Genomic DNA, 26,594 nt, shown 5'->3' on the forward strand with positions numbered 1-26,594 from the left:
AAAGTAATTAAGCTAGTGATATGCAACTATTTTCTTTTTTAAAAAAAGAGTTTGTTAAAAATGTTTTAACATTAATAACAGGTTCTGCTCTAAGTCAAGTTGTTATTTACGGATCAATTTTACTACTAACACGACTTTTCTCTACAGAACTTTTTGGGGTTTACATGCTGTTTACTTCATCTGTTTTAGTTTTAAAACCAATTATTACTTTACAACTTGAACTAGCAATAATTTTACCAAAAAAAGATGAGGAAGCTATTAACATTTTTGTAATGTCAATAATCGCTATTCTTATTCTAAGTATACTATTATTGGTAACAATACTAATCTTTAAAACACCTATTTTATCATTTTTTGAAATAGAAAAACTGTCATACCTCATCTATTTTATACCTTTTAGCACTTTCCTTTTTGGATGTATAACATCATTAAATTATTGGAACAATAGATCTAAAAAGTTTAAAAATATCGCAAATGGTACTATTACAAAATCTACCGTAATGAGTGCTAGTCAAATTGCAATAGGCTATAGTAGTCTAAATAATTTAGGATTAGTTCCTGGAATGATTTTAGGACAAATATCTCAACTTTTATTTCTCTTTAAAAATTCAAGTAAATCAATATCTAAATTAAAGAACAAAATTTCTTTTTCTAAAATGCTTTTTTTAGCAAAAAAATACAAGGACATTCCTTTGTTTAATACTCTTATTAATTTTCTCAACACACTTTCTAATGAAATTCCTGTTCTAATGATTACCAAATATTTTGGGCTTTCATCCGCAGGTATTTATGGTTTAGCAATTAAAATTGGTAGAGCACCTAGTGGTATTGTGCAAGATTCTATAAGCCAAGTATTCTTTAACAAAGCAACAGAAGTGTATAATAAAGAAGAAAAATTATACAAAACTGTAAAAAAAACCTTTAAAAACTTATTAAGAATTTCATTTTTAATTTTTATTCCATTAACTATTATTTCTTATTTTTTAGATATAATTTTTGGTGAAGAATGGACTTATGTTGGTACCTATTTAAGAATATTAATTCCGTGGTTATTTATTATGTTTTTAAGTTCGCCAATATCTTCATTAATTGTAATTTTAAACAAACAAAAAGTAATTCTATTTTATGACATCTTACTTTTAACATTTCGTTTTTTAGCACTCTATTTTGGTTACCATTATTATAATGATATATTAATATCACTAATCATGTTTTCGGCAATTGGTGTTCTTTTTAATATTTTTATTCTCTTTTATTTCTTTAAAATAACTAAAACTGAAAACAAAAATAGCACCATATATAACTAATTTATGACTGTAACATTTACCGGAGACATAAGTATAACAGGTTCTTTTATAGAAAAAGTTAAATTAGATTCAGAAATTTTTTCTGATGAATTTTTAACTAATTTAAATAATTCTGATTTTGTTGTTGGTAATTTAGAAGGTTCAACAACAGATTCTAAAAAGATTTTCAACAAAAGTACACCACTTAAAAGTCCTGTAAACAGCATAAATTATTTAAATAAAAGAAACATTACCATATTTAATCTAGCAAACAATCATATACTAGATTATGGTGAAGTTGGTTTAGAAAATACATTATCTAAAATTAAGGAAGAAAAGTGTGTTTGTTTTGGGGCAGATTTATCAAAAGAAAAATCACTCACTCCTTTAATTTTAAATAAAAATGACATTTCAATTGCATTGTTTGGTATTGCAAAATGCAAACCAACTAAAATAAAAAATGCACAAATTTTTAACTCGGATGATTTCTCTTTACTAAAACTACAAATAAAAAACTATAAAGACAGGGTTGACTTTATCATCGTAAATTTTCATGGCGGTGAAGAATTTAGTCTTTTTCCTTCTCCAGTTAAAAGAAGATTTCTGAAAAAAATTTCTGAATTAGAAGCCGTTAGTTGTGTTATTGCGCATCATTCTCACACGCTGCAAGGTTTCGAAAAACACAAAAATACATACATTTTCTATTCGTTAGGAAACTTTATTTTCGACATCCCTAATCATAAACCTTATAAAGAAACCGATAATAGCGCTTTATTAAAGTTACATTTTACAAAAAATGACTTCTCATTTAATTTTGTTCCGTATGCAATTAAAGAAGGCCAAATTTCTTCCACTAATATTCATGAATTTGAAAAGAAAATAAATGACTTATCTAATTTTTCAAATTACACTAAAAAATGGCAAGAAGAAGCTTTTAGAGTCTTATTTAGAAAAGAAAACAAGAAGCTAATTAAATCTCATACAGATAAAAACTCTTTACAAAACAAATCCTTTTTAGGTATCTTACTATCGAATAAATTTTATGTTAAAACATACTCGATTTTAAAAGATAAATACCAGCTTTCTTTATACATGCATGCAATTGTTTATAAAATAAAAAAGAAGTTTCTTTAATGAATATTACGTTAAAACATAACAAAGGCTTTGAATGGTTTAAAAATGATTCCTTTATTTTAAAAGGTTATTTCTTTATTGATGATGAATTTTACGAAAGAGAAAATGCTTTAAATTATCTAATAATCATAAAAAACAAGTCAGATTTTAAAGAATTTTTATATAAAATAAATGGCGTTTTCACAATACTTTTTTCTGATAAAAAAACAGTTTACATTGCTTCTGATATAACAAGATCTTTTCCTGTTTTTTATACTTTTCAAGACCATAAAGTTTTTATAAGTGATGACATTCTTTACCTAAAAAACACATTTAATATTGATGATTTTGATGCGCTTGCAGAAATTGAATTAAAAGCATCAAATCATACACACGGAAAAAAAACATTGTTAAAAGATGTTTTTCAAGTGCAGGCAAGCGAATATATTATCATAAAAAATGACCAACTAATTGAAAGTGATTTTTTCTATTCGTATGCAATACAAAAAGAAAGTTCTGATGCGAATCAAACTTTAAAAAATAACGCAACAACTGCTTTTGAAAATGCCTTTAAAAGGTTTCTAAAATCGTTAAAAAACAGAACCGTTGTAGTTCCTTTAAGTGGTGGTTTCGATTCGAGATTAATTGCTGTACTTTTAAAAAAATTCAACTACAAAAATGTGCTGTGTTATACATACGGCAGAAAAGACAGTTTTGAAATCGAAAATTCTAAAAAAACAGCAGAACAATTAAATTTTAAATGGATTTTTATTGAATACAATACTCAATTAATTGACGGATATTTAGAAACAGCAGAATTTAAAGAATATGCGCATTTTGCAGGGAAACTTTCTTCCATGCCAAATTTACAGGAGTATTTTGCGGTTAACTATTTAAAGGAAAAGAGTTTGATTCCTGAAGATGCTATTTTTATTCCTGGTTATGCAGGAGATTTGTTAGGAGGAAGTCAGTTTTTAAAAGTAATTCCAGAGAACTTAAAACATTCTCAAATTGCTGATTTAATTATTGAACAAAAACTTTCAAATTATTCTTTATCAACATCAAAAAAGAAAACTTTAAAACACGAGATTGAAAAAAGATTACAAAATTTTGACCAAAACTATTTAGAGAAAATTCCTTCATCGGTTTTTGAAGATTATGATATCAAAGAAAAAATTGCAAAATATATCTTTAATTCTGCAAATTTTTATACTTATTTTGGGTTTGAACATCGATTTCCTTTTTGGGATAAGGAATTGTTAAACTTCTTTAAACAACTACCAGTTAAACAAAAGTTAATGAAAACGTTTTTTAATGACGTTTTAATTAATGAATATTTTAAACCATACAACATTCATTTTGAAAGTGAATTGCAACCATCAGAAAAGGGGATACAAACTCAAAAAATAAAAGAAAAGTTAAAACCATTTTTACCTACTTTTATCAAACAGAAATTTTTACTAAAAAATGATTGGGTAAATTACAAGCCCTTAACAGATGAAATGATTAAATTAATAAAATCAAAAGGCTTAACCGTTTCTAAACTATCTAAAAATTACAATGAAGTAGTTGTACAATGGTATTTATATTATTCTAAAAACGAACTAAAGTAGATGTTTAAAAAAATAGATTTTTTCTTTTTTGGATGGATTATAAACTGGTTGTACCCAAAATATTACAGACCAAAATATGGATATCAACGCTATTATATTTTATTTCTTCATTATTTAATTCCACAAAAGTTATTTAGATTAAACCCAAAAGTAAAATGGCCAGTTCATTTTACATCTAAAGTTTTATCACCAGAGAAAATTAAAAAAGGTGTTTTATGTGATCCTGGAGACAACCTAAACAATTACATCCAAGCGAATAACGGAATTATTTTTGGCTCAAATATTGAACTCGGACCCGGAGTTTCAATTATTTCATCTAATCATAAAAGTAATAATTTAAGGGAACATTCTAACGGGAAACCTATTATAATTGGCAATAATGTTTGGATTGGTGCAAATACTACCGTTTTACCAGAAGTTTCTATTGGTAATAATGTTATCATAGGCGCAAATTCTTTAGTTAATAAAGACATTCCTAGCAATTCTGTGGCTGTTGGAAACCCCTGTAAAGTTGTAAAACAAAAAGAACGGTATTCTGAAGATTTATCTAAAATTGTTTTTAATAAAAAAACACCAAAAGAGTTTGACGTTTTTCTATCTACTACTTCTTAAATAACTTTATAAAAAAAGGTAAATTATTGTATTTCACTTGCTGATATCCTTCAGTTTTTGAGCCAAAACTTAAATAATAATTAGCAATATTTTCCATGGATGAACCTCCAAAATTATACTCATTAAAGTCTGGTTGGTATTTAAAAATAGCGCGATCATTAAAAAAAGTATGAACCCCATTTTTTCTATTCGAAATATCGGATGCACAAACTAATTGCGTAACCCTCTTTTTATGTTTCAGAAAAAAAGCTGCTGCCAACAACTTATTATTTGCATCATAAATAGTTAACAACTCTCCTACTCCTTTTTCTATAGCAAAATTCATTAGATTTAGTAGATTACTATAGTCATTCTCTGAAATACCTTTTACTCGTTCTGCAATATTTACCTTAAAAATTGTGATTAGCTTTTCTGGATTATCAGTCCAATTTTCAACTAAATGATGTTTGTTTGCTTTAACAATTTCTCTTTTCCTATTTCTATTATATCCTTTTAAAATCGGTTCATAGCCAATTTTTAAATCCAAATATTGAAACTGTTTGTCAATTAAATTTTCCGATTTTAAAAACTTATTTTCAGTGTTTAATCTAAGTTCTGCAAATTTAAACTTGCTGTATAAAATCTCTAAAAATGGTTGTATCTCCTTATTTTCATCCAAAGAAAAAACACCCAATTCTAATAACCAAAACGGCGGATATACATATTTAATGCCCATTTTTTTTCGCCAAGTAATTGGCATAACCGCTTTATAATCATCTAAAACTAAAACATCCCAATTATCTGCAACAATATCTAAATACCAAGAAAATGCATAAATTCGAGATTGAACGGCACTTTCTATACAAGCATCGTACTTAGTAACATCTAGTTCTTTTCTTCTTATATAAGTTATCATCTTACGAAGTAGCAATTTTTAGCATCGATTCATACAAGCGTTTCCAACCTTTCCATCGCAAATAATCGCTTAAATTTTCATTATGAAACAAGGTAATAAAAGTTCCGTCAACAGCTTTTACTTCGTTTTTTAAATCTCTAATTCTACCTAATGATTGTTTCGGCGTTAACCTCATATAATCGTTTAAAGTGGTGTCCATCAAAGCAAAAGGAAATATTTTTAATGGCGTTTGAATCTCAAAATCCAAATCATAAAAATAAAACGGCGTGCAAGTGCCCGCTCTAAAACCAACGTTACTAGCATAACCCATCGAATAATCTTCTTCTACTTCTAAATCTATTAAATTTTGATACGTTTCTGGCAAAGAGAAACGCAGATAATGCTGTCTTGACCTTTTTACGGGCATATTTGTTATGTCTTCTAAGCGCTCTTTTTCTTTCTTTAAAAGTGGTGCATTTTGCATGGTAAAATAAGACGGATGTAAGCCAACTCTTGCATAGTCTACCATTTCTTTTATAAGAAGTTTATATTTTGTTTTTGACGCAGAAACATTGGTATCAAAGGTTGAATAATCGCCAATTAAAAAGAAGAATATCGTTTTAACCTTGTATTCTTTTTTTAATCTTAAAATTTTATCAAAAGTATCAAAAGGGTCTTTTTTTAGGTTCCAAACAACTGTAAAACGATTCCAAACTTCTATTAATTTAAATTTAAATAAATCATTAAAAAAACCTCCTACACTTCTAATTAAACTTTTGTGTTTATAGGCAAATGCATTGTCTATATCTATTGTAGAAATATAATTATAACTTCTTTTGTCGTATTCATATTCAGGAAATCTTTCCTTTAAAATATCTAAAAATTTATAAGCCCAAATGTCTACAATTGGTTTTTCTAAAAACTGATGTTTGTATGCCACACTTTGTTCTGCTGTAAAACGCCCATGAAGATCTTTTACATGAGGTAAATATTCCTCATATCTTGAAATTAGATAGAAACTTGCTGCAAAAATATCAAAAGGTATGTTTGATTTTTTATTTGTTGTAAAAAAACAAGGGATTTCGTCCCATTTTTGCATACTTATTTCTAAGTCGTTTACACCTTGCTCAAATAATAAATCGTTGCTTTTTATAAAAAACTCGTTTCCTAAAGGTGTTTTAGTGTATGATAATTTAGGCCCATTGTGTGCCACAAAATCCTCTATTTTTGAACTAAAAGAAACCGGAATTAATAATGTTCTCGTTAAAATATGCTTAAAAATATAACGTATTCTAGGAGTTATTTTATGTGTGTAAACTAATATCATTTTTTGTCTATAATTCCAAACTGCAAAGTAACAAAGATTCAAAGCTTACAGCCGTTTAAAAGCAAAAAACTTACAGTAATCCTTCATCTGCAAAGCTAAAATACGCTTTTTCGGTAATTATTAAATGATCTAGTAGTTTTATATCTAAGGTTGTGCCAGCTTGTTTAATTTTTTGGGTCAATTGTTTATCTGCATTACTAGGTTCTAATTTGCCAGAAGGATGATTATGACAAACAATCATCGCTACAGAAGTGAGCTCTAAAGCCTGTTTAAACAACAATCTAACATCTACAATGGTAGCCGTTAAACCACCTTTACTTATTTGATTTTTTGCCAATACTTTGTTAGAATTGTTTAGAAAAAGCACCCAAAACTCCTCGTGTTCTAAATCACCAATAATTGGCTGCATAATATTAAATCCGTCTTTACTACTCGTGATTTTTGGTTTTTCTAAAGCAATTTCTAATTGTCTTCTTTTGCCCAGTTCTAGACCGGTAATTATAGAAATTGCTTTTGCTTCGCCTATTCCTTTAAAGGTCATTAATTTTTCTACAGATAATTTTGCAAGTGCATTAATATTGCCTTCAACCGAATTTAAAATCCTTTTAGACAAAGCAACAGCACTTTCATTTCTGTTTCCAGAACCAATAAGAATCGCAATTAATTCGGCATCCGAAAGCGCATTTTTCCCTTTAGCCACCAATTTTTCTCTAGGCCTATCATCTAAAGCCCAAGATTTAATAGTTAATTTTTCCATGTAACAATTTTTGTTAAAAATAGTAAAATGAATTTTATTTTTCTAAAGATTTGTAAGAACTATTAAAGTTGAGAACCTTCGATTTGAAAAGAACACTGTTTTTTAAAAAACCATATACATACTTTTGTATATTTGCAGTCTATTTCTATAGTTCAAATATGAAAATTATTATTGCAGGTGCTGGAGACGTTGGCTTTCATTTAGCAAAGCTTCTTTCTTATGAATCTCAAGACACTTACATCATAGATTTTGATGGCGACAGATTAAACTACATCAATAATCATTTAGATGTTATTACCAAAAAAGGTGACGCAACTTCTATTAAACTTTTAAAGGAAATTGGCATCGATTCTGCAGATTTATTAATTGCGGTAACCGATAGTCAAAATACCAATTTTACAATTTCTGTTATTGGTAAATCTTTAGGAGTTAAAAAAACTATTGCCAGAATCGATAATCCAGAGTTTTTAAATGACTGTGAAGTAGATTTTACAAAATTTGGAGTAGATTTTATGATCTCGCCACAAGAATTGGCAGCGAATGAAATAAAAATGTTGTTAAACCAATCTTCATTTAACGATACAGTTGCTTTTGAAAGTGGCTTATTTAATGTGATGGGAACTGCCTTAACCTTTAAATCACCGTTGATCAATTTAACTGTAAAAGAAGCAAAAGAAAAATTTTCTGATGTAGATTTTATAACCATCGCTATTAAAAGAGAAAATGTTTCTCAAACCATAATCCCAAGAGGAGATACTACCTACCAAGTGCACGACCAAGTTTATTTTTCTGTACCAAATTACAGCATGAAAGACTTGTATCCAATTCTTGGGAAAAAGCAATTCAATATTAAAAATGTGATGATTCTTGGCGGAAGTAGCATTGGCGAAAAAACCGCAAGAAATCTTTGTGAAGATAACTTTAGAGTAAAGTTGATTGAAAAAAACAGAGAAAAAGCAGAAAGTTTAGCAGAAAGTTTAACCAATACTTTGGTTATTAATGGGGATGGAAGAGACTTAGAACTGTTAGAGGAAGAAAACATTAGAGAAATGGATGCTTTTATTGCCGTTACAGGTAATTCTGAAACCAATATTATGTCTTGTTTAGTTGCAAAATCTAAAGGTGTTAAAAAAACAATTGCCTTGGTTGAAAATATGGATTACATTGATATCTCTCAAACTATTGGAATTGAATCACTTATCAATAAAAAATTAATTGCAGCAAGTAATATTTTTAAACATATTAGAAAAGGCGAAATTTTAGAATTAGCCAATCTGCATAATATTGATGCAGAAGTTTTTGAGTTTGAAGTAAAACCAAAATCAAAAGTAACAAAAGAACCTATTAGAGATTTACGTTTTCCTAGAGAAGCCGTTTTTGGTGGAATTATTAGAGACGGAAAAGCGTTAATGTCTTTTGGTGATATGCAAATACAAACTGGAGATAAAGTAATTGTTTTCTGCTTACCAGAAGCAATATCAACCGTAGAGCGTTTTTTTAATTAAAATGGGAAACCTAAATCTAAAAATAATATATCGTTTTTTAGGCATCACTGCAATTCTTAATGGATTGTTTATGTTTATTGCTTTCCCTTTTAGTTATTTTAATGACGAAGATGCCGCAAATGGAATTTTAATTGCAGGAATTTTCACTGTTTTAATAGGTCTTTTACTCTACTTTTTAAACAAACCTAAAAGCACAAATATTCACAAAAAAGAAGGATATCTTATAGTTACTCTCGGATGGCTTATACTATCATTTACAGGGATGTTACCTTATCTATTTTCTGGCGCAATACCAAGTATTCCCGATGCTTTTTTTGAAACTATTTCTGGGTATTCTACCACAGGATCTTCGATTCTTACCGATATAGAATCTATGCCAAAAGGAATTCTTTTTTGGCGAAGCGTTACACATTGGATTGGCGGAATGGGAATTATAGTACTTACCATTGCAATTTTACCACTATTAGGAATTGGAGGAATGCAACTTTTTATGGCAGAAGCTCCTGGACCATCAGCAGATAAATTACATCCAAGAATTACAGACACCGCAAAGCGATTATATTTAATATATGTAGCCTTAACCTTTGCTGAATTCTTTTTATTAAAAATTGCGGGAATGACTTGGTTCGACGCCATAAACCATGCAATGGCAACCCTAAGTACTGGCGGGTTCTCTACAAAAAATAGTAGTATTGCCTATTACAATAACTTACCTTTTGTACAATATATTATTATCTTTTTTATGCTAATTGCGGGTACTAACTTTGTACTTATTTACTTTGCTTTAAAAGGCAAAATCCGTAAAGTATTTCAAAGTGAAGAATTTAAATATTATTTATTTGGCATTTTAGGAACCTCTGCTATCATAGCAATTTTAATTATATTTTATCAAGACCCAAATTTACAAACCACAATTGCACACCCAAATGTGTATGGAGATACAGAAAGTGCTATTAGACACGCATTGTTTATGGTTACTTCTGTAGTAACAACAACTGGTTTTGTATCCGCAGATTTTACAACATGGAGTTTCTTTGCTACTGCTATTTTCTTTGCGTTATTTTTTACTGGCGGCTCTGCAGGCTCTACAAGTGGAGGCGTAAAAGTAGTTAGACATATTATAATGCTAAAAAACAGCTTTTTAGAATTTAAAAAAGCGTTGCATCCAAATGCAATAATTCCTGTTAGATATGATGGAAAATCAGTAAGCCAGACGATTGTTTTTAACATCCTTTCTTTCTTTATTATTTACATGTTAATTTTTATTGTCTCTTCTGTAATTTTAACTTTTTTAGGTTTAGACTTCATGTCTGCTTTAGGCGCAGCAGCCTCATCATTAGGTAATATTGGTCCAGGATTAGGTTCTGTAAGTCCGGTAAATAACTTTGCACATTTATCTTCTACTGCAAAATGGTTTTGTTCTTTTTTAATGTTGATAGGTAGATTAGAGCTGTTTACAGTTTTAATTCTATTTACTCCGTTTTTTTGGAGAAAAAGTTAAGAATATTTAAATCAGTTATTTTTTAAAAAAGCGCTATTTCCTTTATCTTAATAATAATTTACGCTGTTAATTAGTGTAAATAAAATAAATATAGCCGCGTTACGGATTCCCGTAGTTAATTTCCTTTCATAATAATTAATTTGTAAGCTCAAATAAATTAACATGAAAAGAAAAAACATTTTTAAAATTGCTTTCATTATATTTTTAGCAATAACCGTAAACAAATCTAATGGTCAAACAACTTTATACTCTCAAGGTTTTGAGACAAATTTAGATGGCTATAGTCAAACGCCAAATCAAACACCCGCAACGGATCCTGGAAAACAATATTTTCACAGAGCAGAACCCAGTGATTCAGATATTTATGAAACAGGCAGTGACGGTCCGTATACCAATGTTACTGGTTCTTGGTTATTTGTGGGTTCTAATCCTAATACTATTTCTGCCGCCGGAATTTTATCAACAGGATTAATTGATGTTACTGGATATGAAAATTTTGAAATCTCTATTGATTTTGGAGCTGTACCAAATGATTGGGATACAAATGACGACTTGAAGGTAGAATATTCTTGGAATGATACAGATTGGTCTACTCTTTATAATTTCATTGCTCAAAGCACCACTAATTTTCCATTAAATCTTGCAAATAATACTATCAGCGGAAACAACACCGCCAACGGAACAACCCTTACCTATGAACTGCAAACCATTGTAAGTAACAATTTTACAGGTGCTGGAAACTCACTTTATATAAGAATTGTCTGCGACTCTAATTCTAATTATGAGGCTTTTGGTTTAGATACTATTATTTTAACTGGTGCACCAAAAGCTACAACCCCCATTATAGGTTTTGATGTTGCTTCAAGTAACCAAACAGAGACAAATACTAGTTTTAATGTTTTAATTCCGGTTACCGTATCGAACTTTGATGGCAATCAAATTGATGTTTCTATTACAGTAAGTGGTTCAGCAGAGATTAATGATTACACGCTAAATACAAATTCGCTTTCATTTACGGCAAATGGTAGTCAAAATATTTCTATAAATATAAATCCTGATACTGATGATTTCGACGATGAAAATATCATTTTAACCATTACAGAAACAAGTTCGGTTACTGGTTTAGTTATTTCGCCAGCTACTCATACAATATTGATTATTGATGAGGATTTACCAGCCATTCCTAATATAATTATTAATGAAATTCTTGCTGATCCAGGAGCCATCGTTGATGCTAATGGAGACGGAACTATAAACTCGTCTTCCGATGAATTTATTGAATTAATAAACCTAGAGGTTGTTGCTCAAGATTTAACAGGTTATACTATTTATGACACAGTTGGCTTGAAATACACTTTTGGCGCAACCATAATTCCAGCCGGTGGTTCTGTTGTTATTTTTGGCGGTGGAACACCAACAGATATTCCTGGTATGACTGATACGGCCAATGGTTTAGGTTTAAATAATGCGGGCGATACTGTTGTTCTAAAAAATTTTAAAGGAAATATAGTTACTACATATACATACGGAAATGAAGGCGGTGATAAACAATCAATAGCAAGAAACGATGACTTAACAGGTAGTTTTGTAAAACATTCTGAAATTCTATCAAACCCAGTTCTGGCTTCTCCTGGAAGATACAATACATCAGGACAGCCTTTTAGCATAAACACTTGGACGGGCGCTACAGATAATTCTTGGGCAACGGCATCGAACTGGAGTTTAGGAACAATTCCAGGAACGGGTGATGATGTTCAAATTATTAAGGCAACAAATCAACCAACAACCTCATCGGCGGTTACTGTAAATTCTTTAGTTATAAATTCTGGCGCAACTTTAATAGCTAAATCTACTTTTTCTGGAACGGTAACCTATAATAGAGCATTATCAAATGGTAGTAAATGGTATTTTATATCGTCACCAGTATTGGGCGAAGTTTATGATAATAATTGGGCAACTTCTAATTCAATAGTATCGGGTCAAAATCTCAATAGAGGAATCAGCTTTTATGATAATACCTCTTTAGATACAGATACAGACGGCACTGGTTCTGACACCGCTACAGATTATTGGCGTTATTTACAGTCCGATAATAGCAATAGCAGTACTTTTAATGTTGGGCAAGGTTACGGATTAATAAGAAATAGTTCTGGAACGGTATCTTTTATTGGTAATGGTATTTATACTACAAATCAAACAAAAAGTATCACTACGGATGTTAGCAACTATAACTTGGTTGGAAATCCTTTTACTGCCTATTTAAATATTGGTAACTTCTTTATTGACAATCCAAAAGCAACAGTTTTAGCAGAAACAGAAGCCTATTTTTGGAATGGCTCTTCTTATGATACTAGAACTTCAGAATTACATAGTACCTATAAAATTTCACCAGGTCAAGGTTTTTTTATTGAAGCAGCAGACGATGTAAATCTTACTTTTGATATTGCTGATGTTTCACACCAAAGTTTAGAAACATTTCAAAAAACTTCAAGACCCGAAATTCATCTATTTGTATCTGATAGTATAAATACCAGATATGCAAACATATATTACATTGATGGCACAACTACTGGGTTTGATAGTGGTTATGATGGTAAATTATTTGGTGGAGTAACACATTCATTTGCCTTGTACTCTCATTTAGTTACCAATGGTAATGGCAAAAGATATCAGTTACAATCTTTGCCTAATTCCAATCATGAAAGTATGGTAATTGCTATTGGAATTAATTCAGCTAGTGATAAAGAACTTACTTTTTCTACCGAAGTTTTAAACTTACCTAATGATCTTAAAGTATTTTTAGAGGATAGACAACTAAATACTTTTACAAGATTAGATGAAGCAAATAGTACTTATAAAATTACCGTATCCGAAAGTTTAAACGGAATAGGAAGATTTTATTTACACACTACTTCAAAATCAACTCTAAATACAAATAAAATTAATTTAGAGAATATTAGTATTTACAAAACGAATAATCATAATTTAAGAATTGTTGGTTTATCAGAAGGAAAAACAAATCTAAAACTATTTAACCTTCTTGGTAAACAGGTCTTAAATTCTTCTTTTACTTCTAAAGGTATTCAAGATATTTCTTTACCGAAAGTAGCTGTTGGAATCTACATTGTTCAGCTAGAAACTGAAACTGGAACTTTGAATAAGAAAATAACTTTAGAATAAAACGAGAATTTAAATACAATACAAGATGAAAAAAAACAGAAGAAATACACAGGAAGAAATTACTCGTAAGGATGCAATAAGAAAAATAAGTAATTATGGCAAATATGCAGCATTAACTGCCCTTGGCACTTACCTAATCTTAAACCCACAGAAAGCCCAAGCTCAAAGTCCTGAAAACCCCGGAACAGGATTTTAAAATAAATTTAAATAGTTTTATTGTTTTAATAAATACAAAATAACTACTTTTATTCTTTATGAAAAATACAACCACACTTTATAAAATTATCGAAAATAAAACCATTTCTTGGTTTGAGAAAAATAACGAATATGTAGTACTAGAAAATACAACTGCAGATATTTTAAAAAGATTAAATAAAGGAATAACAGTCAAAGAAATTGCAATCGTTTTATCAAAAAAACTAGCAGTTCCTTTAGATAAAACGATCGACTTAGTTTTAGAACTTGATAAAAGGTTTTTTCAAGAAAACACTTCTAAAAACTCAGAATTAGGTAATGATCATAAAGATATAAAAAGACCTATAAACTTTGAATTTATAAAGTATTATAAGATTAATAATAGTGTTTTTAAGGTTTCTTATTTAAGTGAAAAAGAACTTTCTTTTGTACATCCTAAATTTGCACATTTAGTTATTGATGAGGTAACAGCGTTTCAAAACGAATTTGAGGTTTTTATAGATCATAATTTCATCTTTCTTTATGTAAATAACATCTTTATTGGCTCTTGGAGTGCTAAAGATATTCATTATTTTCAAGGCAAATTTTCTATGGAGTTCATTCAGAAAATTCATCAAAAAGAAGAAAGTGAATGGTTAGGAGTTTTTCATGCATCTGCGATTAGCAATGGTGAAAAATCTATGCTTTTTTTAGGAGATTCTGGCAACGGAAAAAGTACTTCACTTGCACTTTTACAAGCAAATGGTTTTACTTGTTTAGCTGATGACTTTGTGCCTGTTGACGCAAGGAAACAAGAGGTTTATAGTTTTCCTGCTGCCATCTCTATCAAAAAAAATAGTTTAGAAACGTTGTTACCAATGTATCCGGAATTAGAAACATCCGCAGAATATAACTTTGTACGATTAAATAAAATAGTTCGTTATTTAAAGCCAAATAATGATGATTTCTTTGCGCACTTGCCTTGTGATGGCTTGGTTTTTATAAAATACACAAAAGATGCAGAGTTAAATTTTAAGGAATTATCAAAAATAGATGCTTTTCAACAATTAGTTCCCGATTCTTGGTTATCACCTAAGAAAGAAAATGCACAACTTTTTTTAGATTGGTTTGAAGGTTTAAATTGTTATCAACTTACCTATTCTAACAACGAGAAAATGATAGAAACTGTCACAAAAATATTTAATAATGACATATAAAGAAACACTGTTTTTTATTGGAAAATGTTTAACGATTACACATGAACAACACAATAAAATTATTGTTGAAAACGAGTTAAAATCAAATCGTATTAATTGGGATTCAGTTGTAAAAGTAAGCACTGCTCATTATGTTTTTCCTGCATTGTACTGTAATTTAAAAAGGGCCGATTTTTTACATTATCTACCATCAGAATTGGTTGAATATATGATTCATATTACTGATTTAAACAGAGAAAGAAATCAGCAAATAATTGAACAAGCAAAAGAGATTAATGCGTTATTAGTATCAAATAACGTCACTCCTATTTTCTTGAAAGGAACAGGTAATTTATTGGAAGATTTATATGAAGATATTGGTGAGAGAATGGTTGGTGATATTGATTTTATTGTTTCCGACAAAAAAATTAAAAAAGTTGCTAATGTTTTAAAACTAAATGGATATTATGAAAATGAATTATCAGGAGTTTATCCTCCAAATTTCAGACATTATCCAAGACTACTAAATTCGAAAAAAATTAGTGCCGTAGAAATTCATCAGAAAATAATAGAACTTCCCTTTGATAAAAATTATAATTATCAAGACATTAAAGGAACAATAAAAGTCGCTAAATATAATTGCAAGGTGTTAGACTCTAATAATCAAATTGTTTCAACTATATTAGCAAAGCAATTAAATGATAAATGGTATTCACTCAATAATTTTGACTTAAGAAGCCAATATGATATATATCTGCTATCTTTAAAAATAAATCCATTAATATCGATTAAACTACACCCCATCTTTTTTAAAGAATTAAATTCGTTCTTAGGAATTGGTTCATATTTGTTTAATTTTCCTCCATCACTAAAATATGATAAAAACAAAAAAAGTAAAAAGTATATAAAAAACTTCTTTATTAAAGTTGAAAATCCAAGATATAAAAATTTACATAATAATATTTTAAGATTTATGTTTCTCATAAACTTGATAACCTTCTATTTCTTAAAATCGACTTACGATAAAAAATATCGCATATATTTAAAAAATAAAATTACTGATATGGACTTTATCAAAAGAAAATTTGGTTTCACTAAACCAACCTCTTAACTTCATTAAAATCTAAACCTCCGTAATTACCAGAGCTCATTAAAACGACTGCCGAATTTTTTAAATTTTGACTGAATAAAAAGTTCTTAAATTCTTGCGGATTTGTATAAATAACTAAATCATCTCTGTCAAAAGCATTGGCAATTTGCTCTGCTGTAACTTCTTCTAATTGCTTAATTTTTACTGCATGAGGAGAATAAAAAACAACTGCTTTATCTGCAAAATCTAATGCTCCTTTGTATTCTGATAAAAATTCTGCATTTAAACTAGAATACGTGTGCAGTTCCAAACAGGCTAAAACAGTTCTTTCTGCGTATTGCTCTTTTACCGCTTTTGTGGTTGCCGCAACTTTACTTGGCGAATGTGCAAAATCTTTAAAAATAACCGTTGAATCGTTTTCTACAATCTTTTCTAAACGCTTGCTTGCGCCTTTAAAACTTACAATTGCTTCATAAAAATCGTCTTCATCAATTCCCATATGTTGACAAATCCATTTTGCGCCTGCTAGATTTTGAAGATTGTGCTTTCCAAAAATTTCTAAAGGTAAATCCCCTTCTTCAGTTACTAAATAGGTAATTCCGTTTTCAATAAAATGCTCTGGTGTTTTATACGCGTACTTTTTAATATGATTTTCTGATGATTCTACAACCTCCTTTACAATCTCATCCTCAACATTATACACCATACTTCCGCCGTTAACCATAGAATCTGTAAAGATTTTAAACTGCTCAACATAGTTTTCGAAAGTCGGAAAAACATTAATATGATCCCAAGCAACACCGCTTAACAACGCAATATTTGGTTTGTATAAATGAAATTTTGGACGCATATCAATTGGCGAACTCAAATATTCATCACCTTCTAAAACAATAAAATCGTTTTCATTAGTTAAATGAACCATCGTTTCAAAGCCTTCTAATTGAGCGCCAACCATATAATCTACTGCTTTTTCATGATAATTTAACACATGCAAAATCATCGAAGTAATCGTCGTTTTTCCATGAGAACCACCAATAACAACGCGTGTTTTATTAATAGATTGCTCATATAAAAACTCAGGGTACGAATAAATTTTTAATCCTAATTCTTGCGCTTTTAATAATTCAGGATTATTTTTTTTAGCATGCATGCCTAAAATAATCACCTCTAATTTTGATGATATTTTCTCTGGAAACCAACCAAATTCTTGGGGTAACAACCCGTATTTCTCTAATCTAGATTTTGATGGATCATGAATTGTGTCATCACTTCCAGAAACTTGGTATCCTTTTTGGTGTAAAGCAATGGCTAAGTTGTGCATTGCACTTCCGCCAATAGCAATAAAATGAATTATCATCGAACAAATTTTAGGATGTAAAAATACAAAAGCTTTATACAATATAAAGTATCTTTAGAACTAAAATTAGTTTCAAAAAGTAAAAACTAAATTGGTTGTTTTTGTTATTTTAAACTTATTAAAATCACTTTGAAAATTAAAAAAATCTGATTATGAAAAAAATTACAACTACCCTATTATTGATTTTCTTATTTTCATTATCTGTAAATGCTCAAAATAAGTATGACGAACTTTGGCTTGAAGTAGAAAAATTTGAAGTTGATGGTTTGCCAAAATCAGCATTAAAAATTGTGGATGAAATTTATGAAAAAGCTCATAAAACAAACGATTCTCCCCAAATTATAAAATCACTTTTTTATAAGAGTAAGTTTGCTTTAACTTTAGAAGAAGATGCACAATTAAAAGTAATCAATAGTTATAAAGAGCACATTGCTAAAAGTAATTTCCCAACAAAAAACGTATTAGAAAATATTTTGGCTAATTTATATTGGCAATATTTTAATGAAAATAGATATCAGTTTTACAATAGAACTAAAACTGAAAATAAAGTTGATTCAGAAGATTTTAGAACTTGGGATTTAGAGACCTTATTTAAAGAAATTCATTGTTATTTTGAAGCCTCTTTACAAAATACAGAGCAACTTCAAAAAATAGAAATTACAGCCTTTTCTGATATTTTACAAATTAATAAAGAGTCTAAAATTTTTAGACCAACCTTATTTGATTTTTTAGCAAACAACACTTTACAGTTTTATAAAACATCAGAAACGGCTATTACAAGTCCTGCTTACAAATTTATTGTTGATGATGCTGCTTTTTTGGGTGATGTAAAAACATTTTCTAATTTAAAAATAACATCAAAAGATAGTTTGTCTTTGCAATTGAACGCACTAAAAATATATCAAAAGCTAATTTCTTTTCATATTAAAAAAGACAATAAAAATGCGCTTGCAGAAATTGACATCCAAAGATTGAATTTCGTGAATCAACATGCAACTTTTAAGGATTCAGAAAATATTTTACTATCAACTTTAATTGCATCCAAAGAACAATTTAAAAACCATGAAGCAAGTGCTTTATACGCTTTTGAAATTGCAAATATTTATAGAAATAAAGCAAATTCCTCATCAGCAGAAAACACTAAAGATCGCTTTAAAAACAAAGAAGCAATTACTATTTGTGATGAAACAATCAAACAATTTCCTAAAAGTTTTGGGGCTGAAAAATGCCACCTTTTAAAAGCCCAAATTGAGCAAAAAGCACTTTCTATTATTGCCGAAGAATATATTCCTATACAACATACTTCAAGACTCTTAGTAACGTATAATAATGTTGAAAAATTGTTTTTTACAGCATATAAAATCAATCAAAATAAACTTGAATTTTTTCGTAAATTATACAAGTTAGAAGATAAAAAAACATTTATTAGTAAGCAAGAAAAAGTTGCAAATTGGCAACATCAGCTTAGAAATGAACAGGATTATTTACAACATACAACAGAAGTACTTGTTCCAAAATTTGAAAACGGAATGTATTTAATTCTTGCATCAGAAAGTGAGGATTTACAAGAAAATTTCATTTATGGAACAACTCAAATTCAGGTTACAAATTTAACTTTAATTGAAAACAATTTTGACGAACATTACACGTATCAAATTGTGGATAGAAAAACAGGAAAACCTATTAAAAAGGCAGAGATACGTTTAAAAAACACGAGTAATAATGAGGATTATTTTATCAATAAAAAATTAACAACAGACAATAACGGATTCGCTTCTTTTAATGGTAAAAATCAATATAGCAATGTTGATATTAATGTAAAAACTAAAAATGATTTTGCTTATTTTGGATCTCATTATTTTTATAAAAATGATCGAAACACCTACAAAGACAACAATAAAGAAATCACAATAAAGCCTTTTATTTTTACAGATAGAAGTATTTATAGACCGGGGCAAACTGTTTATTTTAAGGCAATTGTAATTAAAAAACAAGGTGATAAATCAGCAGTTTTTACAGACGAATTTGTAGCAGTAACATTATTTGATGTTAATAATCAAAAAATAGCATCGTTAGATTTAAAACTAAATGAATTTGGTTCTGTTGCTGGCAAATTTACTGTTCCGAATAATGGTTTAACTGGCGAGTTTTCTATTGAAGTTGATGAAAGTGTTGAACATGATAGCAAATTTTATGACCATGCAAATTTTGATTTTGATTACGATAATGAAATACACTTTTCTGTAGAAGGATACAAAAGACCCAAATTTAAAACCGAGTTTAAACCCGTTACTGAAAGTTTTAAAATCAATGATTCTATTACTATAAATGGTTTTGCAAAAGCGTTTTCTGGCGCAAATATTACAGATGCAAAAGTGGTTTACAGGGTTCATAGAAAAGTGCAATATCCAAGTTGGTATTATTGGTACAGACCAAATCCTGCTTCAAATTCTCAAGAAATCACAAATGGTGAAAGCATTACAGATGCATCTGGTAATTTTTCAATACCATTTAAAGCAATTCCTGATGAAAGCGTTTCTAAAGAAAGTTTACCCATTTTTAATTATGAAATTACTGCGTATGTCACCGACATAAATGGAGAGACAAGAAGCGCTACTAGCATTGTTAAAGTTGGATATCACAGTTTACTTGCTTCTATTTCTTTGGATGAAAAAATTGATAAAAACACCAATGATAACAGTATTAAAATTGATACTAAAAATTTAAATGATGAGTTTGTTTCCGCAAAAGGAACTGTAAAAGTTTACAAATTAAAAGCACCAAAAAAAGCGTTAAGAAAAAGACCTTGGCCTGCGCCTGATTATCAAGATATTTCTGAAAATGACTTTAGAAAACTCTTCCCAAATGACCCGTATTCTGATGATGAAAGTGATGAAAAGAATTGGAAAAAAGGAGAAATCGTTTTTAACGAAAACTTTGATACTTCAACATCCAAAGAAATCATTTTAAAAAATATTGATACTTGGGTTTCTGGAAAATATATTGTTGTTGTAGAAAGTAAAGACAAATTTAATCAAGAAGTAAAAGACGAAAAGAGAATAACAATTTTCTCATCCAAAGAAAAAGAAGTTGCTGATAATTCTTTGTTTGACATTAATACCAATAAATCTTTTTATTCAATTGGTGATGCTGTTGAAGTCCAAATTAGCTCAGCTTCAAAAGATATGACAGTTGTTCTGCAAATTGAAAAGGATCATAAAATTATAGAAACCTGTTTGGTGAAGTTAAACAACAATTCAAAAACAATTAAAATCCCTGTAAAAAAAGGAGATCTTGGCGGTTTTGCCATTAAATATCACTTTGTGAATTATAATTATTTTGAAAGCGGAAACATATTAATTAATGTTCCCAAAAAACAAGAAAGTATAGAAATTAGCACGAATATTTTTAGGGATAAATTACAACCTGGAGCAAATGAAACTTGGGGTTTTACCATTAAAAACGATGAAAATGATGCAGTTGCAGCAGAAGTTTTAGCTTCTATGTATGACGCTTCTTTGGATGAATTTAAGTCTCATGATTGGAAATTTAATCCAATAGAGCAAAAACAAAATTATTATTCTTACAGCATTAGTACTGCAAATAAAAGCTTTAACAATGCGTATTTCAATATCAAGAATATACAAAGAAATTATAACGGATTTCCTTCAATTGGCAACGATTCTTATAACTGGTTTGGTTTTAGTTTAAGCAATAATAACTGGATAAATCAGCAATATTTAAGAACTACTAAAAGAAAAATAGATAGTTCTAGAACTGATTTTGACGGAACAATTACTGGTTTTATAGCTGATGAAAATGGAGAACCTTTGCATGGAGTTAACGTTCAAATTAAAGGAACAACTTTTGGATCACAAACAGATTTTGACGGTAACTATTCCATTAAAATTAAAACTGGTGATGTTTTAATCATTAGTTATTTAGGGTTTATAACACAAGAAATTTCTGTAAGTAAACAAACAAACTTAGATTTCAAATTAGAAGCTGATGAAAGTAATTTAGATGAAGTTGTTGTAGTGGGTTATGGGACTCAAAAAAAAGAATCTATAACTGGAGCTGTAAATATGTTAAGTGGAAAAGCTGCTGGACTTATGATGGATAATGGAAGTGCTGGGTCTTCAAAAAATATCACAATTAGAGGTGCTTCTTCTCTTAATGGTGAAAATAAGCCGCTATATATTGTTGACGGAAAAATACTTACTCCCGATGAAGTTCAAAATTTAAATCCTCAAAATATTGCAGAAATGCAAGTTTTAAAAGATGCTGCTGCCACAGTTCTCTATGGTGCAAAAGCTGTAAACGGCGTTATCATTATCACTACAAAAGCTGGCTTGGCAAAATTAGATAAGGAATTATCAAAAGTACAAACTCGTAAAAACTTTAAAGAAACTGCTTTCTTTTTTCCGCAGTTAAAAACGGATGAAAACGGAAAAGTAAGTTTTAATTTTACAATGCCAGAAGCATTAACAAGATGGAAATTGCAATTATTAGCACATTCTAAAGATTTAAAATCAGCAAGCAAAACCTTGCAAACGGTTACACAAAAAGAATTAATGGTAGTGCCAAATGCGCCTCGTTTTTTACGTGAAAAAGATACAATTACATTAAGTGCAAAAATTACCAACTTAACAAACAATAAATTAAGTGGTGTGGCAAAATTGATTTTAACGGATGCAATTACAGGTAAGGAAATAGATTCCCTATTACAAAATACAAATACCACCAAAAATTTTACAGTTGACAAAGATGGCAATACAAGCGTTTCTTGGAGTTTATCAATCCCCGAAACCGTGCAAGCCGTTCAATATAAAATTGTAGCAAAAGCAGGCGATTTTTCTGATGGAGAACAAAACGCGTTGCCTGTTTTATCAAATAGAATATTAGTTACCGAAACACTTTCTATGTGGGTTCGAGGTAATGAAACTAAAACTTTTACCCTAGATAAACTAAAGAATACTTCGACTGCGCTCAGTACAGGCTCTACTTCATCAACTTTAAAAAACCACAAATTAACCTTAGAAATGACCTCGAATCCTGTTTGGTACGCCATTCAGTCTTTGCCTTATTTAATGGAATATCCGTATGAATGTGCAGAACAAACCTTCTCTCGATTTTATGCAAATACCTTGGCAAGTTTTGTGGCAAATTCAAATCCGAAGATTCAGGAAGTGTTTAATTCTTGGGGGTCATCAGATGCATTGTTATCTAATTTAGAGAAAAATGAAGAGTTAAAATCTTTGATCATTCAAGAAACTCCTTGGTTAAGAGATGCGCAATCAGAAACTGAGCAAAAGAAAAGAATTGGGTTGTTGTTCGATTTAACAAAGATGAAAAACGAACAAGAAAAAGCAATCAATAAATTGCAAGATATTCAGATGAATTCTGGTGGATTTCCTTGGTTTAAAGGCAGTAGATATGAAAGTATTTATATTACACAACATATTGCCACTGGTTTTGGACATTTACAAAAATTAGGTGTTTCTGATTTTAGTACATCCACCAAAGATATGCTTGAAAAAACAGTTCTATTTTTAGACAAAGAATTGTTAGATCGGTATACAAAATTACTAGAAAGAGCATCAGAAATTAAAGCGGAATCGAAAACGAAAAAAGAAGGAGAGAAAAAATATACCGAGTTTTTAGAAAGAAATAACTTGAATTATTTTACCATTCAGTTTTTATATATGCGTAGTTTTTACAGTACTATTTCTTTGGATGAAAAAACAAAAACTGCTATTGATTATTATCAAAATCAAACTGCAAAATATTGGAATGACTATAATTTATATGCAAAAGGTCAAATTGCATTGTCTCTTTTTAGAAATGATAAAAAAGCAGTTGCAAATAAAATTTTAAAATCATTAAAAGAAAATTCTATTACTTCTGATGAATTAGGAATGTATTGGAAAACAAACACTGCTGGTTATTACTATTATCAAGCGCCAATTGAAACGCAAGCTTTACTAATTGAGACTTTTTCTGAAATTGAAAATGACACAGAAACCATCGATAATCTAAAAATCTGGTTGCTAAAAAACAAGCAAACAAACAGATGGAAAACCACAAAAGCAACCACAGAAGCCGTGTATGCTTTATTATTAAATGGAAGCGATTGGATTAGAGACAGCACTGAGCAAAGTAGAAGTGTAACAGAGATGGTTGATATTAAAGTGGGCGATTTAGAAATAAATCCGTCAGAAATGCCAGCTATAAAAGTGGAAGCTGGAACGGGATATTTTAAAACTTCTTGGAATACCGATGATATTAAATCAGAAATGGCCGAAGTTACCATCAACAAAAAAGGAAACGGAATTGCTTGGGGTGGTTTGTATTGGCAATATTTTGAAGATTTAGATAAAATTACATCCGCAGATACTCCTTTAAAAATCAATAAAAAACTATTTTTAAAAGTAAATGGCGATACAGGTAAAGAATTGAGAGAAATAAACGAAAACTCATCCTTAAAAGTTGGTGATTTAATTACGGTACGTATAGAATTACGTTCAGATAGAGCTATGGAATTTATTCATATGAAAGATATGAGAGCTTCTGGCGTTGAGCCAATTAATGTACTGTCTCAATATAAATGGCAAGACAATTTAGGCTATTATGAAAGTACAAAAGATGCCGCAACTAATTTCTTTTTTGATAGAATACCAAAAGGCGTTTATGTTTTTGAATATGATGTTCGTGTAAATAATGCTGGTAATTTTAGCAACGGAATTACAACTATACAAAGTATGTATGCACCAGAATTTAGTAGTCATTCTAAAGGTTTAAGAATTAATGTTGAGAATTAAATTCCTTTTGAAGCAAAATATTTAGGAATTGAGTTCATTTAAAGAGAATATTAAATCTAAATTTGCGCGATAAATAATTTAAAAAATGAAATCACAATTATGAAAAAAATAATTTTAACATTGGCGTTTATAATAGCTGTATTTTCAGTTAATGCACAAGATATTTCTGAAAATGCTATTGGTTTAAGAATTGGTGGTGGAAATGGAGCTGGAGGAGAGATTTCTTATCAGAAAGCTTTAGGAAACAATAACAGACTAGAAGTAGATTTAGGTTTAGGAAACGACTTTAGCGATTTTAAAGCAACAGGTTTGTACCAATGGGTTTGGGATTTAGAAGAACGTTTTAATTGGTATGCAGGTTTTGGAGCTGGTTTAGTTTCAGATGTAGATTTAGCAATTTTTGCTGCTGGAGTTATTGGTATTGAATATAATTTTAGTGCACCAATACTTTTATCACTAGATTATAGGCCAGAAATAGTTATTGGAGGTGGTTCAAATAATATAAACTCTAATTTTGGTTTAGGTGTTAGATACCAATTTTAAGGTAAATACTCTTCAAAATATAACTGCCTCTAAATTAAATTTAGAGGCAGTTATATTTCAGAATTAGCTTTTAGGCGGATATTTTTCTAAAATCTTAGTAATTACTTTTTGAAAATGAGCTTCTTTTTCTTCTGGAGTTCTTTTTTCTTTAATTTTAGAATTTAAAATTCCCTCCCAGATAACTTGATTTGTTTTAGAATTCACAAACTCAATAACAAATTCTTCATTTAGCTTTTTACCTCCAATTGGGATGCCGCCAGAAAGACCAAAACCACCATTTCCTAAACCTATTCCTATTGAATTCCTATTTCTGCTTTCTGATATTTTAGAAGTAATATTGATAAAAAAATCAGGATTATCTAAATCTGCAAATCCGTTTTGTTCCATTTCTAAATTAAGAGCAGAAATTACTCTTTTAATATCCAATTCATTTAAACCTTTGCCAACATCTTCATAGTAACCGTAAGTTTTAAAATCAGAAAAATTAATAGCGTTATCGAAATCTGTCATCACTTTGGCCGATGAGCAGCTCATCAATAAGATGAAAAAAAGATATTTTAAATTCTTCATTATTTACTATTTTTCCTTTTTATCAAGAACAACTCTTGTAGGTGTATCTTTACCGTTAATAATGCTTTCTGTGCCTTTTGCGACTGCCTGAATTGTTTGTGTAATTACAGTCATATTTAGAGTTTTAGCTTCATCAGAAGCTTTATGATAATCTTTATCAACGTCTATAGGTGTTGTAGAAAAGGTATGCGAAGGAACGCCCAAACGCGCTAAAGATGCATTGTCTGATCTAAAAAATAAATTAAAATTTGTATACGGATCCGGAAATAATTGATATCCTGTTCCTACTAAATTCTTCTGAATTATTTTTCCAAAATCTGATCTTTCAAAGCCTGTTAACCATGCTGTATTTGGTCCAAAACTTGGTACTTTTCCTATCATTTCTAAATTGATTCCTGCAACAAATTTACTGGCATCAATTCCTTTTCCAAAATGAGTAGAACCAATTAAACCCATTTCTTCAGCAGTAAAAGCAACAAAAACAATCGTTCTTTCATTTCCTACTTTTTTAAAATATTCTGCCAAAGCTAAAACGCCCGTTACTCCAGATGCATCATCGTTTGCGCCATTATAAATTTTATCTTCACCTTTACCTTCATTTCCTAAATGATCGTAATGTGCAGAAATAATAACATATTCGCCTTTTTTACTTTTGCCTTCTAAAACACCTATAATATTTGCGCTCGTAATTTCTTTTTCTCCTTTTATTGGTGTAAAATTAAAGGTTTGTCTGTACGATTCTAGATTTTCAAAAGTTGATAAACCAATTCTTTTAAATTCATTTTCTATATATGTTGCAGCTTTTTCAATTCCAGGAGTTCCAGATTTTCTTCCCTCCATTTCATCAGAAGCCAATGTATATAAGTGCTTTTTAACAATCATAGAATCAATAAAAAAGGCGTTTTTTACAACTTCTGTTTTGGTTGATTTTACGGCTGTTTTGGTAACTTTCTTTGCACTATTGCAAGAAATTATAAATACTGATGCGACTAAAGTGATAAATATTCTCTTCATTTTTTTGATTTTTAAAAGCCTAAATATAAGACTAATTTTTTATGTATTTTTGCCTAAAAAG

General features: G+C 29.6%; 18 protein-coding genes. 12 read left to right on the forward strand and 6 right to left on the reverse strand.

Annotated features, from left to right (window positions below):
• Positions 1 to 20 precede the first annotated feature (20 nt).
• From BTO16_RS08360 to BTO16_RS08375, 4 genes are read left to right on the forward strand one after another with little or no spacing between them, the layout of a single operon-like run.
• Positions 21 to 1,307, forward strand: a complete 1,287-nt coding sequence (locus BTO16_RS08360) for a lipopolysaccharide biosynthesis protein (protein ID WP_105021134.1) — start codon at positions 21 to 23, stop codon at positions 1,305 to 1,307.
• A 3-nt stretch (positions 1,308 to 1,310) separates the two neighbouring features.
• Positions 1,311 to 2,420: a CapA family protein gene (locus BTO16_RS08365; RefSeq protein WP_105021135.1), complete on the forward strand. Its 1,110-nt coding sequence runs from the start codon at positions 1,311 to 1,313 to the stop codon at positions 2,418 to 2,420.
• Entirely contained in the window at positions 2,420 to 4,012 is a 1,593-nt protein-coding gene (locus BTO16_RS08370) for an asparagine synthetase B family protein (RefSeq protein ID WP_105021136.1), read from the forward strand. The genes BTO16_RS08365 and BTO16_RS08370 overlap by 1 nt, the downstream gene beginning before the upstream one ends.
• Positions 4,013 to 4,624, forward strand: a complete 612-nt coding sequence (locus tag BTO16_RS08375) for a DapH/DapD/GlmU-related protein (RefSeq protein ID WP_105021137.1) — start codon at positions 4,013 to 4,015, stop codon at positions 4,622 to 4,624.
• On the opposite strand, the gene BTO16_RS08380 is transcribed toward BTO16_RS08375, so the two are convergent.
• The 3 genes from BTO16_RS08380 to radC form a co-directional block, all read right to left on the reverse strand.
• Complete coding sequence (locus tag BTO16_RS08380; RefSeq protein WP_105021138.1) at positions 4,614 to 5,519, reverse strand: hypothetical protein; 906 nt, start codon at positions 5,517 to 5,519, stop codon at positions 4,614 to 4,616. The genes BTO16_RS08375 and BTO16_RS08380 overlap by 11 nt on opposite strands.
• Before the next feature lies 1 nt (position 5,520).
• A complete protein-coding gene (locus BTO16_RS08385; RefSeq protein WP_105021139.1) occupies positions 5,521 to 6,825 on the reverse strand; it encodes a polysaccharide deacetylase family protein in 1,305 nt (434 codons plus the stop codon).
• 70 nt (positions 6,826 to 6,895) lie between these two features.
• Positions 6,896 to 7,582 (reverse strand): RadC family protein, encoded by a 687-nt coding sequence (radC, locus tag BTO16_RS08390; protein ID WP_105021140.1) that lies wholly within the window; start codon positions 7,580 to 7,582, stop codon positions 6,896 to 6,898.
• 158 nt (positions 7,583 to 7,740) lie between these two features.
• Here radC and trkA point away from each other — a divergent pair, with 158 nt between their 5' ends.
• The 6 genes from trkA to BTO16_RS08415 all read left to right on the forward strand — a co-directional run bounded on the left by trkA (position 7,741) and on the right by BTO16_RS08415 (position 16,249).
• Complete coding sequence (gene trkA / locus BTO16_RS08395; RefSeq protein ID WP_105021141.1) at positions 7,741 to 9,087, forward strand: Trk system potassium transporter TrkA; 1,347 nt, start codon at positions 7,741 to 7,743, stop codon at positions 9,085 to 9,087.
• 1 nt (position 9,088) lies between these two features.
• Complete coding sequence (locus BTO16_RS08400) at positions 9,089 to 10,588, forward strand: TrkH family potassium uptake protein (RefSeq protein WP_105021142.1); 1,500 nt, start codon at positions 9,089 to 9,091, stop codon at positions 10,586 to 10,588.
• A 162-nt stretch (positions 10,589 to 10,750) separates the two neighbouring features.
• Positions 10,751 to 13,768, forward strand: coding sequence for a lamin tail domain-containing protein (locus BTO16_RS08405; RefSeq protein ID WP_105021143.1), 3,018 nt, complete (start codon positions 10,751 to 10,753; stop codon positions 13,766 to 13,768).
• A gap of 25 nt (positions 13,769 to 13,793) precedes the next feature.
• Positions 13,794 to 13,964 carry a hypothetical protein gene (locus tag BTO16_RS17600; protein ID WP_170064431.1) on the forward strand — a complete coding sequence of 57 codons (171 nt, stop codon included), beginning with the start codon at positions 13,794 to 13,796 and terminating at the stop codon, positions 13,962 to 13,964.
• 58 nt (positions 13,965 to 14,022) lie between these two features.
• Entirely contained in the window at positions 14,023 to 15,159 is a 1,137-nt protein-coding gene (locus BTO16_RS08410; RefSeq protein WP_105021144.1) for a phosphoenolpyruvate carboxykinase (ATP), read from the forward strand.
• The gene (locus BTO16_RS08415; RefSeq protein WP_105021145.1) at positions 15,149 to 16,249 is read left to right on the forward strand and encodes a nucleotidyltransferase family protein; all 1,101 of its coding nucleotides are present in this window, start codon (positions 15,149 to 15,151) and stop codon (positions 16,247 to 16,249) included. Before BTO16_RS08410 ends, BTO16_RS08415 begins: the two co-directional genes overlap by 11 nt.
• On the opposite strand, the gene BTO16_RS08420 is transcribed toward BTO16_RS08415, so the two are convergent.
• Positions 16,233 to 17,585: a UDP-N-acetylmuramate--L-alanine ligase gene (locus tag BTO16_RS08420; protein WP_105021146.1), complete on the reverse strand. Its 1,353-nt coding sequence runs from the start codon at positions 17,583 to 17,585 to the stop codon at positions 16,233 to 16,235. The two genes, BTO16_RS08415 and BTO16_RS08420, sit on opposite strands and share 17 nt — an antisense overlap.
• Positions 17,586 to 17,737: 152 nt before the next feature.
• Here BTO16_RS08420 and BTO16_RS08425 point away from each other — a divergent pair, with 152 nt between their 5' ends.
• Positions 17,738 to 24,406, forward strand: a complete 6,669-nt coding sequence (locus tag BTO16_RS08425) for an alpha-2-macroglobulin family protein (protein ID WP_105021147.1) — start codon at positions 17,738 to 17,740, stop codon at positions 24,404 to 24,406.
• Positions 24,407 to 24,505: 99 nt separating this feature from the next.
• Entirely contained in the window at positions 24,506 to 24,949 is a 444-nt protein-coding gene (locus tag BTO16_RS08430; protein WP_105021148.1) for a hypothetical protein, read from the forward strand.
• A gap of 63 nt (positions 24,950 to 25,012) precedes the next feature.
• Here the strand turns inward: BTO16_RS08430 and BTO16_RS08435 are convergent, their stop codons facing one another.
• Entirely contained in the window at positions 25,013 to 25,519 is a 507-nt protein-coding gene (locus BTO16_RS08435) for a DUF4136 domain-containing protein (RefSeq protein ID WP_105021149.1), read from the reverse strand.
• A 6-nt stretch (positions 25,520 to 25,525) separates the two neighbouring features.
• Entirely contained in the window at positions 25,526 to 26,533 is a 1,008-nt protein-coding gene (locus BTO16_RS08440) for a M28 family peptidase (protein WP_105021150.1), read from the reverse strand.
• Positions 26,534 to 26,594: the final 61 nt, after the last annotated feature.

Origin of the sequence: Polaribacter glomeratus (assembly GCF_002954665.1) — a bacterium.
In the GTDB taxonomy this organism is placed as follows: Bacteria; Bacteroidota; Bacteroidia; order Flavobacteriales; family Flavobacteriaceae; genus Polaribacter; species Polaribacter glomeratus.